Here is a 15097-nt window from a genome sequence, read left to right as displayed (position 1 = left end):
TATTCTTGAAGATATTCCTTTTATTCGTTTAACAACTTTATGTATACCAAATTGTGGATCAACTTCTAAAAGCAAATGAACATGCTCTGGCATTACTTCCATCTCGATTAAATCGACGTGAAGCTCCTGACAAATATTATTAATCAACTCCTTTAATCGTTCATCAACACCATTGTTCAACACTTTTCTACGATATTTAGGACAAAATACTACATGATATTTACAAGAATATACTATATTATTATTTGATTTATATTTCATAAAAGTATTATATAACTATTAAAAATATAATATAATAAAAAACAATGATATCGAATCATTGTTTTTTAGCGAGCTTATATCCCCATAAATAAATTTAGGGGCTTTACGCTCGCATTTGGTAAAGCATATTGAACACATAATTGCGCTATTGAAGCATTATATTTTTGAGCAAAGATTTTTAATTCCTCACATTGAAATACTTTACCATTTGCTAAAGGACTATAACCGACAACTGCGATATTGTGTTGTTTACAATAATCTCTAATATCTTTTTGCAAACAGCTAGGATGAAATTCAATTTGATTAACCATAGGTTTGATTTCACAAGTTTCAAGTAATTCATCAATATGATGTTCTTTAAAATTACTCACACCAATAGCACGAACTTTTCCCTGTTTATATAAATCTTCCATAGCTTTCCATGATTGGCGGTTTTTTTCAATATAATCATCATGGTATTTTTGTGGTCTTGGCCAATGAATTAAATATAAATCTAAATAATCAATAGCTAAATCATTTAATGTTTGATTAAAGGCTGTAATAGTTTCATCATAACCGCGAATGTCATTCCATAATTTACTTGTGATAAATAATTTATCGCGAGAAATATTACTAGCGATAATGCCTTGACCAACTTCTTTTTCATTGCCATAAACGCTAGCACAATCGATATGTGTATAACCATTTTCGATGGCTGTTTTTACAGCATTTATAGTAACTTCACTTGTTGGTGCTTTCCATGTACCAAAACCAATTTGAGGAATTTTTACACCATTATTTAAAAGAATATTATTCATCTAAAACCCTCTTTTCACTGAAATCATTTAATTGTTCAAATAATGATTGCAATTGCAAATAAGCTTTTTCAAATATTGGCTGTAATTTTTGATATTTTTTTACGTTTGTAGGGGTAGGTTCAATTATTTTATCTAAAGAAATAAATTTGCTAGCTACTTCAAAATCTTTAAAAATACCAATGCCAACACCAGCAGTGATAGCAGCTCCCATAGAAGCAGCTTCATCTAATAATTTTGGCAGAATGATTTTAGTATTATAAACATCAGCAAATATTTTTTGCCATGATTTACTTTTAGCTCCACCCCCAACAGCTACTAATTCAGATATATGGATATTTTCAGCTTTAAATATATTTAAGATAATATTTAAATTCATAGCAACGCCTTCTTGAATTGCTCGCAATAAATCTTTTCGCTGATGTTCTATTTTTAGACCAATGAAATTAGCTTTAGCATTTGTATTCCACCAAGGACTTCGTTCACCGATAAGGTAAGGCAAAAATAATAGTCCATTGCTACCAACAGAAGTATTAGCAAGTTCTTGTTCTAATATATCATAAATAGATTTATGTCCTCTTTGAGCTAGATTTTGTTCGTATTGGCAAAATTTATTTATATACCAAGAGTAAGCGCCCCCACCGCTTTGCATAGTACCAGTAGGTAGGATATATCCAGGAACTATATGAGCCCAATTAAAAGTGCTTTTATTTTTGGAGAAAATAGGTTTTTTTGTAGTTATAGATATCCAAGAAGAAGTACCAATACTACTATGAGCAATTCCTTCTTTGATACAACCAGTGCCAACAGCAGCACATACCCCATCGCCTCCACCACAAACAACAGGTGTATTAGGGCAAAGTCCAGTTAATTCACTAGCAGTATTAGTTATATATCCGGCAATATCAGTGGATTTCAAGAGTTTAGGCATTTTTTGTTTATCAATGCCCATAATATTTAATAATTCATCAGACCAACATAATTTATTTAAATCCATTAAACAAGTAGAGGAGGCATCACTGTATTCAGTAACAAATTGATTTGTTAATTTTAAAATGATGAAGTCTTTTGCATTTAGCATTTTATACGTTTTAGCATAAATATGCGGTTCATTATCTTTTATCCACATAAGTTTTTGACCACCATAGCTAGGAGAAAGACGATGACCTGTTATTTCATAAAATCTTTGAGGTGATATTTGTTTAGCTATTTGTTGAGTTTGTTTTGTAGCACGCATATCTGCCCAAATAATAGCATTTCTTAGTGGTTCTTGTTTTTTATCTACACAGACACAACCCATCATTTGACCACTAAAGGATACAGCTAAAATATCTTTAGGATTAATATTTTTTATTAATGTTTTAGTGGTAGCTATGACAGCTTGCCACCAATCGTTAGGATTTTGTTCTGCCCAATTATTATTAGAGTAATAAACATCATAATTATATGTGCAACTAGCGATGAGTTGCCCTTCTGTGGAAAATAAAGTAGCTTTATTTCCAGATGTTCCTAAGTCGTGAGCTAGTAAGTATTTGCCCATAGGTATGCTCCTAATTATTTATTATTGTATGCTTCTGTGATTTTTATAGCAGAAGATGTGCCAATTCTTTCAGCGCCAGCTTCAATCATTTTTAAGCAAGTATCTAAATCGCGAATTCCACCAGCGGCTTTTACTTTTACTGTGTCTTTGACAATGCTTTCCATGAGTTTTACATCTTCAACTGTAGCACCACCTGTACCAAAGCCTGTAGAAGTTTTGATGAAGTCTGGTTTTACTTCAAGTGCTATCTCGCATAATTTAATTTTTTCTTCATTAGTAAGATAGCAATTTTCAAAAATAACTTTAGAAATTACATTATGTTTTCTGCAAACATCTACTATTTGAGTCATTTCTTCTTTGATATAATCATAATTTTTTTCTTTTAATTCTGTAATATTAATTACATAATCAATTTCATCTGCACCATTTGCAATAGCATCTTTAGTTTCAAAAACTTTAGTTTCAATTGTAGTTTGCCCTAAAGGAAAACTAATAGCAGCACCTACATGAATGTCAGTTCCTTTTAAAAGTTCTTTGCATAATTTTGTCTGTGCAGAATTGATAGCTACCATCATAAAATTATATTTTTTAGCTTCTTCGCAAAGTTTAGCCATATCTTCTCTAGTAGCATAAGGTTTTAAACATGTGTGATCAAAGTATTTACTAAATTTATTCATAGTTATCGCTCTTTTCTTTGTTATTATGTAATTACATAATAACAAAATAACAAAATTAAGTCAATATATAATAACTTATTGATAAAAGATAGTTAATATTTTATAATTTTTTTGAAAGGAGATTATAAATGAATTCGATATATGAACAATTAAAAATAGATAGAACAGTTCCTATTCCGTTATATTATCAAATAAAAACTTTTATGATAAAGCATATTGAAGATAATAGCTTAAAAGATGGTGAATTAGTTCCACCAGAAGAAGAATTATGCGCATATTTAAATGTTTCAAGACCGACAGTTAGACAAGCGTTTTTAGAATTAGTACATGAAGGTTATTTAAATAGAATTAAATCAAAAGGGACATTTGTTACTCGTCCTAAAATTGCTGGAGATTTTATTCAAAAAATCCAAACATATACTCAAGAGATGCAATATTATGGATTAAAGCCTAAAACGAAGCTTTTGTCTATATCAGAAATAGATGTCTTTGCTGAAGTTATGGAAAAATTGAAGCTAACGGAAAAAGATAAAGTTATTTGTCTTGAACGTTTGCGCTATGCCGATGATAAACCTATAGTTTATGTTAAAACTTTTATACCTGTGAAATTATGTAAGGGTTTAATTGATGAAGATTTAGAGCAAAATTCTTTATACGATACTTTAAAAACAAAATATAATATAGAGATTGCCCATATTAATCGTCAAATTCATGCAACAGTTGCCGACCCTTATTTATCTGATTTATTAGGTATTATGGAAAATGCTCCATTATTATATATAACAACGGTTGCCTATAATCAAAATGATATTCCATTTGAATATTCATTGGCATCTTATCGTGCAGATATGTATAAAATGAATGTAGATTTATATAAAGATAAGTATTATAAATAAAAAAATGGCACTAACATAGTTAGTGCCATTTTTATAATCCTGTCCCTATAGAAATAAGACGATAATAATCTTTTTCTTTAATAAGTTGCATATAATTTGATTTATTAATAATCCAATTATTTTCTTGTTTAGTCCCATTACCAGGCAACCAAAAATCGTCATCACCTGACTGAATAGAAAATACTACGGAATATATAGTTGGTTCATTAGGTACACTATATACAGAGATATCTTTATAATCAAAGATTTTACCATTAGCAAAAAGACTTTTATTTTTATGATAAGATAGTTCTTGTTTAACAATAGTATAAACAATTTCTTTATCAGTCATGTGAATAGTTTCTTTTATTGGTAATGTATCTGGATAAGGTGTAATTGGTGAATGACTAGAATAATATAAATTTAGACTAATAAGTGTAAGTAAAATCAAATATATTTTTAATGAGTTTGTTTTTTTATATAATTTAAGAAAAAATATACAAAAAATACTTATTAAAATTAAAATACATATTGAATAAAAAAGATTAATATTCATTACAATTCTATTTATAGAAATTAATGATGGAATAAACGAATTCCAACGAATGCCATTGCCATATTGTATTTATCACAAGTTTCAATAACATTATCATCACGAATAGAACCACCGCTTTGAGCGACAAATTCTACGCCGGATTTATGAGCACGTTCAATGTTATCGCCAAATGGGAAGAATGCATCAGAGCCAAGAGCTATACCTTTTACTTGAGCGAGCCAAGCGTCTTTTTCTTCTTTAGTGAATACTGGTGGTTTTTCAGTGAATACGCGTTTCCAATCGTCGCCACCGAGTAAATCCATATATTCATCAGAGATATATACATCAATTGCATTATCGCGGTCTGGACGGCGAACATCTGGTTTGAATGGTAAGTTTAATACCTGAGGTGCTTGACGTAAATGCCAGATATCTGCTTTATTACCAGCAAGACGAGTACAATGTACACGGGATTGCTGACCAGCACCGATACCGATAGCTTGTCCATCTTTAGCATAGCATACGGAATTGGATTGAGTGTATTTTAATGTGATTAAAGCGATAAGTAAATCACGTTTTGCTTCATCTGTGATATTTTTATTTTTTGTAGGAATGTTATTGAATAATTCTTCAGTGATTTTAATATCATTGCGTTTTTGTTCAAAAGTAACGCCAAAAACTTCTTTTGTTTCAAGTTCAGGTGCTTTGTAATCAGGGTTCATCTGAATTACAAGATAGTTACCTTTACGTTTTGTTTTTAAAATTTCTAAAGCTTCAGCGCTGTAAGATGGAGCAATAACACCATCGGATACTTCACGAGCTAAGAAACGAGCTGTAGCAGCATCACATTCATCGGAAAGTGCAGCAAAATCTCCATAAGAAGACATGCGGTCAGCACCACGAGCGCGAATATATGCTGTAGCCATAGGTGTGAGTTCAATACCTTCAACGAAATACATTTTTTTCAATGTTTCAGATAAAGGAACAGCAACAGCTGCACCAGCAGGGCTTACATGTTTAAAAGATGCGGCAGCTGGAAGACCTGTAGCTTCTCTTAATTCACGAACTAATTGCCAACTGTTAAAGGCATCTAAAAGATTAATATAACCTGGACGTCCATTTAAAACTGTGAATGGTAAATCTTGTCCATCTTTCATAAAAACGCGAGCAGGTTTTTGATTAGGGTTACATCCGTATTTTAATTCCATAGAATTCATTTACGATATTCCTCCTGTAAAATAAATATAATACTATTAGATTTTATTGCCCAGACGGTCGGCTGTATAAATCTGTGCTTCATGTGGTTAATTCCACTTCCGTCAGTTACACAGATTGTTAACTAAAATTTATCATTTTAAAGTATGAGTTGTCAAGCTAAGCAATAATATTTGGAGATTTTGTTTTTTTAGGGATTTTTACAAGGATATTAGTTATTATTTAGCGAATAAAATATATAAATGCTTTTAAATTTTGAGGAGGTTTTTTTATGTCAGTAGAAAATATTGCTGTATTGACAAGTGGTACAGATGCACCAGGAATGAATGCGGCTATTAGAGCTGTAGTGAGAACTGCGATTAATAATAACGTGCGTATATGGGGCGTTTATGATGGATATAGAGGCTTAGTTGATGATAATATGGAAGAATTAACTTCTATATCTGTAGCCGATATTATTCAGCGTGGTGGTACTTTCTTAGGTACAAGTTTTTGTAAGCGTTTCCGTACAAAAGAAGGTCGTCAATTAGCTTATGAAAATCTAAAAAAACATAATATTGATGCTTTGATTGTTATTGGTGGTGATGGTAGTTTACGCGGAGCAGAAGAATTTGAACGTGAAACAGGATTTTCTGTAATTGGTATTCCAGCTACTATTGAAAATGATATTTGGGGAACAGATTATGCTATTGGTACAGATACAGCTGTAAATACTATTTTACAGGCAATCAACGAAATTCGTGATACTGCAAAAGCACATCGTCGTACATTTATTATTGAAGTAATGGGCAATAAATGCGGTTGGCTTGCTACATATTCAGCCGTTGCTGGTGGCGGAAATATGGTTATAGTACCAGAAGAAGAATTTGATAAGGAAAAAATCATCAATAAAGTACAAAAATTACATGATGGTGGTAAATCTTATTTAGTAATTTTGGCTTCTGAAGGTACTGGCAATATGCAAGAGTTAGTAAAAGAATTAGAAGCTAGAACAGGAATTTCCACACGCTTGACTGTTTTAGGTTTAGTTCAACGTGGTGGTTCACCAACAGCTAATGACCGTGTATTTGCAAGTGTATTAGGTGAACAAGCAACACTTGCAGCTGTTTCTGGACTTCATAATATTGTTTTCGGTATGCAACGTGGGAATATTGTTTGCATTGATTTACGTGATGCAATCACTAATAAAAAAGAATACCCAGAAGATTTAAGACATTTAGCAGAAGTTATTTCTCTATAATAAAAAAATTCCTAGATAATATATTATCTAGGAATTTTTATTTATAAAAGTAAAAGTTCTACAACGAATACAGATAAACAACAAGAAGAAGCTACTTGGAATAAATTAGCACCAAACCAAGAAAGTACAATACCAATGACAAGAGCAATAGCTCCAGAAAGTGGTGTCTGTGTTACCTGTATAATTGCAGGAAAAGTCATAACTGCTAATGTGATATAAGGAACATAGTAAAGAAAAGATTTTATCAGTGGATTTTTTATTTCTGTTTGAATTAAAGTCAGTGGCAAAACACGAATAGCAAAACTAGTTAAAGCCATGACTAAAATGTATATATATACCTCAGACATTTTCTTCACCATCCTTTGTTTTTACTGGATATAAGATGCTAGCAATCAAAGATAATACTATAGTTAAAATAATGATACGTGTAGCACTTGATAATTCAGATATATAAGGAAGGTAAGTGGATAAGTAGCTAGCAATAAAGCTGATGATAACAAATACACCGATTACTTTATTTTTTCGTGCAGGTGGAATGATAACGGCTAAAAACATGCCGTATAATGCTACACTAAAAGCACTTATCAATTGAATTGGCAATAAATTACCTACAACAATTCCAAGAGCTGTACCACCAGCCCAACATGGCATAGTGATGAACATAGCACCAAAGTAATAGAAAGGATTTAGATAATTAGGTCTAGCGATAGAAATGGCAAATAATTCATCTGTGATATCAAAGCCGATTAAAATGCGTTGATACCATGGAATATCTGGCGATAATTTTTGACTTAAAGCGCAACTCATAATCAAATAACGAGAATTAGCGATTAAGATAACGAGAAATACTTCTATATATGTTGCCATTGTAGCAATAGAAGTAAAGCCAGCATATTCACCAGCGGAAGCATTTACAAGAAAGCTTGTTAAAAAGCCTTGAAATGCTGTCAGTCCTGCATTTTTAGCAGTGATTCCCAAAGAGAAGGAAACTGCTAAATAACCAAGAGCAATAGGAAAACCATCACGTATACCATCTTTAAAAGCTTGTTTTTTTACAGAGATATTGTCTACTGGATAAACATCGTCAGCAATATCTAATTCATTCATAGCGATTTCCTCCATTTTGTATTTTATTTTTAAATATGTATTTTGTATAAATATTATAGCAGTTATATTTACATTAGGAAAACGAATATTTATAATAACTACATAAGTAAAACTAATGGGAGAGCGAATGCATATGGTTTCGCGTTATGGGATTTTTTGTAAAGTCATAGAAAATGGAAATTTTACAAAGGTAGCAAAAGAAGTGGGCTATTCGCAAAGTGCGATTAGTCAAAGTATAAAGGCGTTAGAACAAGAATTAGGAACCATCTTGATTGATAGAAAAAAAGAGGGCATAACATTAACAGATGATGGCAAATCTTTTTATCCGTATATACAGGCAATTTTTCATGCTGAACTTTCATTGAAACAAAAACAACAGGAGATGAAAGGTTTAGAGCATAGCGTTATACGTATTGGCACTTTTACTAGTGTGAGCAGAAATATTTTACCTCAATTGATGAAGAATTTTAAATCATTATATCCTACAGTCAATTTTGTTTTAAAACAAGGTGAATATACAAGCATAAAGAAATGGATTTTACATGGAGAAATTGATTTTGGTTTTCTAAATAGTGATGTAGTTTCGGGTATCAATATGGAATTTTTATATAGAGATGAAATGATGGCAGTATTACCTAAACATCATAAATTAGCTAATTTGCCGATTATATCTTTAGACCAATTAGCCAAAGAATCTTTTATTTTATTAGATGAAGGTCGCCATAGTGTGATTATGCATGCTTTTGCTGATTATAAATTAGAGCCACAGATTGAATATAAAGTTTATGATGATTATTCAATTTTAGCTATGGTAAAACAAGGCTTAGGGATATCTGCAATGTATAGTTTAGTTTTAAATGGATTTGAAGATGGCTTAGCTATTCGACCAATAAAAGAACACCCTGAACGCAATGTAGCTTTAGCATGGCAAAATTGGGATACAATGTCACTAGCTTCACGTAAATTTGTGGAATTTATAAAAGAAAATTTTGTATTTGTACAAGAAAAATAAAAAAATTGCAGAGCTTACGCTCTGCAATTTTTATTTGATAATACTCAATAATTCTAAAGGTTTATCAATAATAAAATCGGCATTAATATCTTTTAATTCTTCAAGACTGCCATATCCATACGTTACACCAACACATTTTAAATTAAATTTCTTTGCGCCAATGACATCGTATTTACGGTCGCCTACCATTATACAATCATTTAAATTTGTAATTTGCATTTGTTTTAAAACATAAGCTAATACATCATCTTTATTTATACGACTGCCATCAAGTAAGCTACCGCCAGCAAAAGCAAAATATTTTAGTAAATCATGTTGACTTAAAATATTTTTTACAAATTTTTCAGGTTTCGAAGAAGCAATCAATAATTTTAAACCATTTTCAGCTAAAATCTTTAATAATTCAGGTATTTGCTCATATACTTCATTTTCTAAAATACCTTTATCTGTATAATATTCTCGAAAATATTTTACAGCTTCAAGACTTTGTTCATGACTAAAATTATAGCAATTGATAAATTGTTGATTTAATGGCGGACCTACGAAACTTTTTAAAACAGTCATATCTGTTTCGTTTATGCCATATTTTTTTAAAGCATATTGTACAGCATGAATAATACCAGGTCCAGAATTAATCAATGTACCATCTAAATCAAAAATAATATTATGATATTTATATTGCATAAATTTATCCTCAATTTTATTTATTAATAAGTTTTTTAGCGATTTCTACAGCTTCAACGCCATCAGGAGCATAAGCATCAGCGCCGACATTATCAGCATATTCTTGAGTTACTACAGCGCCACCGATCATGACTTTTGTGGAATAATCGCTTTTATTTAATTCAGCGATGACTTCATCTATCTGTGTAATAGTAGTTGTCATCAAGGAGCATAAACCGATCATATCGGCTTTATTATCTATAGCTGCCTTAATGATTTCTTCTTTATCAATATCTTTACCTAAATCGATAACTTTAAAACCGTTATTTTCTAAAAGTGCAGATACGATATTTTTACCTAAATCATGGATATCGCCTTTTACAGTAGCAATGACGATAGTACCTTTATTACTTACGCTATCAGCTGGAATACGTTCTTTGATTTTAATGAAAGCTTCACGCATTGCTTCAGCGGATAACATAACTTGTGGTAAAAAGATTTTTTTCGCACCGAAATCTTTGCCAACGACATTCATTGCTGCGCTTAAAGCTTTATCTGTAATTTCATTTGGTTTATGTCCTTCATTTAAAGCTTGTTCTACCATTTGAGCAATGGATTCTTTTTCACCACTGATTATAGTGGATTTGATATCTTCAATGATATCACCGCTAGATACTGCATTTTTAGCTTTAGCTACAGGAATATTTTGTCCGGAATGATTAAGGCTATAATCGCGACCATTAGGGTCTTTAGCTAAAAGAGCATTAGAAGCACTCAAGGCATTTTGCATGGAGTCATCATAAGGGTTCATGATTGGAGCATCTAATCCCATTGCTAAACACATAGTGAAGAATGTGCTATTGATAAGTGGACGATTTGGAAGACCAAAGGATATATTGCTAAGTCCCATAGTGGAAGGAGCACCAATATGTTCGCGGTAAAGTTTTAAAGTGTTTAATACTTCATTACAAGCATTTTTATCGGCAGCTATAGTCATTACAAGCGCGTCAAGTAAAAAGTCGTTATCTTTTAAGCCATGAGCTTTAGCTTCAGCGATTATTTTTTGAGCTAGTGCAAGACGTTCTTTAGCTGTTTTAGGGATACCTTCATCAGATAATGGCAAGCATAAGATTGCAGCACCATATCTTTTAGCTAATGGTATAAAATATTTTAATCTATCAGGCTCTGCACTTACAGAATTGATGAGTGCTCTACCAGGATATGCTTTTAACCCTGCTTCTAATGCTTTGACATCGCTTGTATCAATGGCAAGTGGTGTATTTACAAGTTGAGAGATTTCAGTGATAGCTTTGTGCATAGCTTTTGCTTGGTCAATTCCAGCAACACCCATATTTACATCAAGGATTTGAGCACTAGCTTGAGTTTGTTCGATAGCTTCACGTTTTACAGAGATAAATGAACCATTTTTTATTTCTTCGGCTAATTTTTTACGACCAGTAGGATTGATGCGTTCGCCGATTAATCTTGTAGGTAAATCTTTGCCAATAAATACAGTTTTAGAACGGCTAGCAAGGGCAAGATTAGGATTTGGTGCTTTGCGGATAGGTTCTGAAACATTAGCTAAAGCTTCTTTGATCGCTTTGATATGAGCAGGAGTTGTTCCACAGCAACCACCGATATAAGTTGCACCAGCTTCTACAAGTTTTGGTGCCCATTTAGCCATATCTTCTGGAGTGAGTGGGAAGATTGTTTGACCATTTTCTAAATGTGGCATACCTGCATTTGCTTGTACACTGATAGGGCAAGAACAATTATCGGCTAGTTCTTTTATGATAGGAACTAATTGTTCAGGGCCTAAAGAGCAGTTGGCACCGATAATATCTGCGCCCATAGCTTCTAAGATAATGGCAGCAGATTGTGGGTCTGTACCTGTTACAGTTCTGCCATCTTCACTGAAGGATAATTGACAGATTACAGGTAAATTGCAAGCATCTTTAGCAGCGAGAAGAGCAGCACGCATTTCTTGGATTTCAATACAAGTTTCGATGAGGATATAATCAACACCTGCGTCAGCTAAAATTTTAGCTTGTTCATAATAATTTTCATAAACTTCATCGAAAGTCAATTCGCCTAAAGGTTCAATAAAAGCACCAGTAGGGCCCATAGAACCAGCTACTTTTGCTTTGCCAGCAGTGGCGATTTTGGCATTTTTTACAGCAGCGATATTTATTGCTTCTACTTTATCGCCTAAGTTATATTCATTTAATTTGATGCGAGAAGCACCAAATGTATTTGTTTCAACAATATTAGAGCCTGCTTCTACATAAGCACGATGAACATTTTGGATAGCTTCTGGAGCTTCGATATTTAATAATTCAGGGCACATTCCTGGTTTTAATACAGATTTTTGTAACATAGTGCCAGTAGCACCATCAAATATATGTATCATAGAAGATACCTCCTAGAAATTTTTATTGAGCAAAAAAGATAAAATGTATTTGTTTATCATCATGAATTTTTATTTAATAATTCAGGGTCAAATGGTTTTATGCGGAAATTGCAATTAGGGTTTGGACAATATTTACAAGATTGTTTTTCAGGTTCGACATCTTGTGTTTTAGGTATAAGTCCAATGATTGCAGTAACGGATTTTCGCGGTGTAAGCATTAATGATGAAGTTAGGCTAATACCTATTTCATGAGCTTTAGCTAAACGGAGCATTTCAGGTTGTGCTTGTATAGGCCAATCTCCATATCCTGGGCTAAATCGCCAACGACGAACTAATCCTTGCATATTGAATTTTTGGTCAATGGCTTGTTCAATACCATCAGCAACATGTTCAACAGCTGTAGTTGCAGCAGCGTCCATCAAAACAGCTAGCGTGTATTCTCCATCTTTGAAACGACGGGAGATTTCTTCTTCAACAGTTTCGCCGATTGTAACAGCGATGATGGCAACTTTTGTAGCTCGACAAAGATGTTTAGTTACTTTTTTCCCTTCTAATTTAAAGGGTTTATCTGCAAGTACAATGCCATTTTTAGCGTCATAGTCATATACTTCCCAAATCCCTTTAGGTTCGGAAATATATAAGACTTCACGACATGCTTCTAAAATAGTTTTTTTATTGAAATTAGGAGCTTTGTTAAGTCCAGCATAACGTCTAGTTTCACTAGGGTCAATGGACATTAAAGCAGCATTATATTTAGGCATGGTAAAATCTCCCTTAATGTTTTGTGTTTATAATTATATCTAGAAAAGAATTTTATCATAAATTTTAGTATAATTATACTGTTATTAGTTAAATTAATTTTTTATGATTGATTATAGTTTTAAATTATAATGAATTTATAAAAGTAATAAGTTAAAATAATTATTATAATATTTTAAAGGAGAAATACATGGAATTTTTAAATATTGATGAAATTTTACCAAACCCATTTCAACCGAGAAAGGAGTTTGATATGGAGCAATTAGCTCAACTAGCAAAATCGATAAAAGAATATGGCATAATTGAGCCTCTAATTGTGCGTATAAATGATAATGATGAATTTGAATTGATTGCAGGAGAAAGACGTCTTCGTGCAGCTAAAATGGCAGGATTAGATAAAGTGCCAATTATTTTAAAAGATTATGATGATGATAAGGTAGCACAAATAGCTTTAATTGAAAATCTCCAACGTAGTAATTTAAATGTTATTGAAGAAGCAAATGCATATCAGTTGTTATTACATAAATTTAATTTAAAACAAGAAGAAGTAGCGCAAAAAGTGGGAAAAAGTCGTTCGCATATAGCGAATTTTGTACGCTTATTAAATTTAGCAAAAGAAGTACAGTGCTTATTACAAGATAATAAACTCAATATGGGGCAGGCAAAACCGCTTTTAGCGATAGAAGATGAAAAGCTTCAAGTAAAATTAGCTAATTTAATAATTGAAAGAGAATTATCTGCTAGAAAGGCTGAAGCATTAGTCAAAAAAGTCTTAGCAGGGGATAATGTCATCGAGCAGATTGAACAAGTAAAAGAAGCTAAGATGTATTTAAATGATGTGCAAGAGCGCTTAAAACAAATATTGGGAACGAATGTAAATATAAAGCAAGGTAAAAAGAAATCTCGCATAGAAATTGAATTTTATAATGATGATGATTTAGCTAGATTAGTTGAATTATTGATGGAAAAACAAGAAAGTCCTCAGATGAACAAATCGAGAATTATTAAGGATTTTAACATTTAGTAAATGCTGTTTTGATTTTACAAATAAAAACATGAATGCTATAATGTTGCACGTTAAAAAGGATAGTCTTTATTGAATAATCAATTCTTTTTTAACAGAATTTAGGAGGGAATATTTATGGATTTTTCAATGCTAAATCAGATATTTCAAGATAATTTAGCAATTATTTTAACTGTAATCGTAGTCTTATTAGTTTTATTAATAATTTTATCAATAGTGATGCTTGTAAAATTAAGCAAAGCTAAAAAACGTTATAATTCATTGGTAAATGGTGCAACAGGTGAAAGTTTAGAGGATATTATAGCTGATAATATTGCTCAGATGAATGAACTTGTAGTAAAAAATAATAAAATTGATGCAGATTATGCAGAAATGAAATCTTTATTTACAAAATCCATTCAAAAAGTAGCAGTACATCGTTTCTGTGCTTTTGCTGATATGGGTGGCGATTTGAGTTATGCTGTAGCTTTACTTGATAATCAAAATAATGGTGTGATATTCTCTTCTATTTTTGGACGTCAAGATTCTTGCACATATGTAAAACCTATAGAAAATGGTATTTCTAAATATCCTTTGACTCAAGAAGAAAACAAAGTATTATTAGAAGCTATGTCTAAATAATTTTGACAAAGATAAAAACAAAAGGAGTACAAATTGTTGTACTCCTTTTTTTATGTGCAATTTTTTCAAAAAAATCGCTTCGCTTACCAAATGCGAGCGTAAAGCCCCTAAATTTATTTATGGGGATATAAGCTCGCTAAAAAACAATGATTCGATATCATTGTTTTTTATTGTATTATATTTTTAATAGTTATATAATACTTTTATGAAATATAAATCAAATAATAATATAGTATATTCTTGTAAATATCATGTAGTATTTTGTCCTAAATATCGTAGAAAAGTGTTGAACAATGGTGTTGATGAACGATTAAAGGAGTTGATTAATAATATTTGTCAGGAGCTTCACATCGATTTAATCGAG

17 protein-coding genes and 1 riboswitch are annotated in these 15097 nt (G+C 31.7%); of the genes, 6 read left to right on the top strand and 11 right to left on the bottom strand.

The features are described from left to right. From tnpA (F553_RS12405) to deoC, 4 genes are all read right to left on the bottom strand, one after another. Window positions 1–261 (bottom strand): IS200/IS605 family transposase (gene tnpA, locus F553_RS12405; protein ID WP_026297004.1); only part of this gene is annotated, 261 nt, incomplete at its 3' end. Window positions 262–335: 74 nt separating this feature from the next. After that, window positions 336–1058, bottom strand: a complete 723-nt coding sequence (locus F553_RS11950) for an aldo/keto reductase (protein ID WP_019000051.1) — start codon at window positions 1056–1058, stop codon at window positions 336–338. Next, a complete protein-coding gene (xylB, locus tag F553_RS0110375; protein WP_019000050.1) occupies window positions 1051–2595 on the bottom strand; it encodes a xylulokinase in 1545 nt (514 codons plus the stop codon). The genes F553_RS11950 and xylB overlap by 8 nt, the downstream gene beginning before the upstream one ends. 14 nt (window positions 2596–2609) lie before the next feature. Continuing rightward, window positions 2610–3272 carry a deoxyribose-phosphate aldolase gene (deoC, locus tag F553_RS0110370; RefSeq protein WP_019000049.1) on the bottom strand — a complete coding sequence of 221 codons (663 nt, stop codon included), beginning with the start codon at window positions 3270–3272 and terminating at the stop codon, window positions 2610–2612. Between the two features lie 128 nt (window positions 3273–3400). Here deoC and F553_RS0110365 point away from each other — a divergent pair, with 128 nt between their 5' ends. Beyond that, on the top strand, window positions 3401–4168 hold the full coding sequence (locus tag F553_RS0110365) for a GntR family transcriptional regulator (protein WP_019000048.1): 768 nt from the start codon (window positions 3401–3403) through the stop codon (window positions 4166–4168). A 31-nt stretch (window positions 4169–4199) separates the two neighbouring features. On the opposite strand, the gene F553_RS0110360 is transcribed toward F553_RS0110365, so the two are convergent. Together F553_RS0110360 and F553_RS0110355 are read right to left on the bottom strand one after the other, a co-directional pair. Continuing rightward, window positions 4200–4598: a hypothetical protein gene (locus F553_RS0110360; protein WP_147277755.1), complete on the bottom strand. Its 399-nt coding sequence runs from the start codon at window positions 4596–4598 to the stop codon at window positions 4200–4202. 125 nt (window positions 4599–4723) lie between these two features. Beyond that, a complete protein-coding gene (locus F553_RS0110355) occupies window positions 4724–5899 on the bottom strand; it encodes a phosphoribosylaminoimidazolecarboxamide formyltransferase (protein ID WP_019000046.1) in 1176 nt (391 codons plus the stop codon). 41 nt (window positions 5900–5940) lie between these two features. Continuing rightward, window positions 5941–6019: riboswitch (ZMP/ZTP riboswitch) on the bottom strand. Window positions 6020–6168: 149 nt separating this feature from the next. Here F553_RS0110355 and pfkA point away from each other — a divergent pair. Next, on the top strand, window positions 6169–7137 hold the full coding sequence (gene pfkA / locus F553_RS0110350) for a 6-phosphofructokinase (protein WP_008539259.1): 969 nt from the start codon (window positions 6169–6171) through the stop codon (window positions 7135–7137). Between the two features lie 41 nt (window positions 7138–7178). Here the strand turns inward: pfkA and F553_RS0110345 are convergent, their stop codons facing one another. Beyond that, complete coding sequence (locus F553_RS0110345; RefSeq protein WP_008539269.1) at window positions 7179–7484, bottom strand: branched-chain amino acid transport AzlD family protein; 306 nt, start codon at window positions 7482–7484, stop codon at window positions 7179–7181. After that, a complete protein-coding gene (locus tag F553_RS0110340; RefSeq protein ID WP_008539270.1) occupies window positions 7477–8244 on the bottom strand; it encodes an AzlC family ABC transporter permease in 768 nt (255 codons plus the stop codon). Before F553_RS0110340 ends, F553_RS0110345 begins: the two co-directional genes overlap by 8 nt. 133 nt (window positions 8245–8377) lie before the next feature. Between F553_RS0110340 and F553_RS0110335 the strand changes: the two genes are divergently transcribed. Further along, window positions 8378–9256 carry a LysR family transcriptional regulator gene (locus tag F553_RS0110335; protein ID WP_019000045.1) on the top strand — a complete coding sequence of 293 codons (879 nt, stop codon included), beginning with the start codon at window positions 8378–8380 and terminating at the stop codon, window positions 9254–9256. A 30-nt stretch (window positions 9257–9286) separates the two neighbouring features. Here the strand turns inward: F553_RS0110335 and F553_RS0110330 are convergent, their stop codons facing one another. The 3 genes from F553_RS0110330 to F553_RS0110320 are packed head-to-tail and all read right to left on the bottom strand — an operon-like array spanning window position 9287 to window position 13090. Then, window positions 9287–9940, bottom strand: coding sequence for an HAD-IA family hydrolase (locus F553_RS0110330; RefSeq protein WP_019000044.1), 654 nt, complete (start codon window positions 9938–9940; stop codon window positions 9287–9289). Between the two features lie 16 nt (window positions 9941–9956). Next, a complete protein-coding gene (locus F553_RS0110325) occupies window positions 9957–12329 on the bottom strand; it encodes a homocysteine S-methyltransferase family protein (RefSeq protein ID WP_019000043.1) in 2373 nt (790 codons plus the stop codon). Window positions 12330–12388: 59 nt separating this feature from the next. Next, window positions 12389–13090, bottom strand: coding sequence for a vitamin B12 dependent-methionine synthase activation domain-containing protein (locus tag F553_RS0110320; RefSeq protein WP_008539274.1), 702 nt, complete (start codon window positions 13088–13090; stop codon window positions 12389–12391). 188 nt (window positions 13091–13278) lie between these two features. On the opposite strand from F553_RS0110320, the gene F553_RS0110315 reads away from it, so the two are divergent. The 3 genes from F553_RS0110315 to tnpA (F553_RS12400) form a co-directional block, all read left to right on the top strand. After that, on the top strand, window positions 13279–14112 hold the full coding sequence (locus F553_RS0110315; RefSeq protein WP_008539275.1) for a ParB/RepB/Spo0J family partition protein: 834 nt from the start codon (window positions 13279–13281) through the stop codon (window positions 14110–14112). 117 nt (window positions 14113–14229) lie between these two features. Next, on the top strand, window positions 14230–14733 hold the full coding sequence (locus tag F553_RS0110310; RefSeq protein ID WP_019000042.1) for a DUF4446 family protein: 504 nt from the start codon (window positions 14230–14232) through the stop codon (window positions 14731–14733). A 205-nt stretch (window positions 14734–14938) separates the two neighbouring features. Beyond that, window positions 14939–15097 (top strand): IS200/IS605 family transposase (gene tnpA, locus F553_RS12400; RefSeq protein ID WP_156809621.1); only part of this gene is annotated, 159 nt, incomplete at its 3' end.

The sequence above is a fragment of the Megamonas rupellensis DSM 19944 genome (assembly GCF_000378365.1).
Lineage (GTDB): Bacteria > Bacillota > Negativicutes > Selenomonadales > Selenomonadaceae > Megamonas > Megamonas funiformis.
This window is presented reverse-complemented; position numbering and strand designations above follow the sequence as displayed.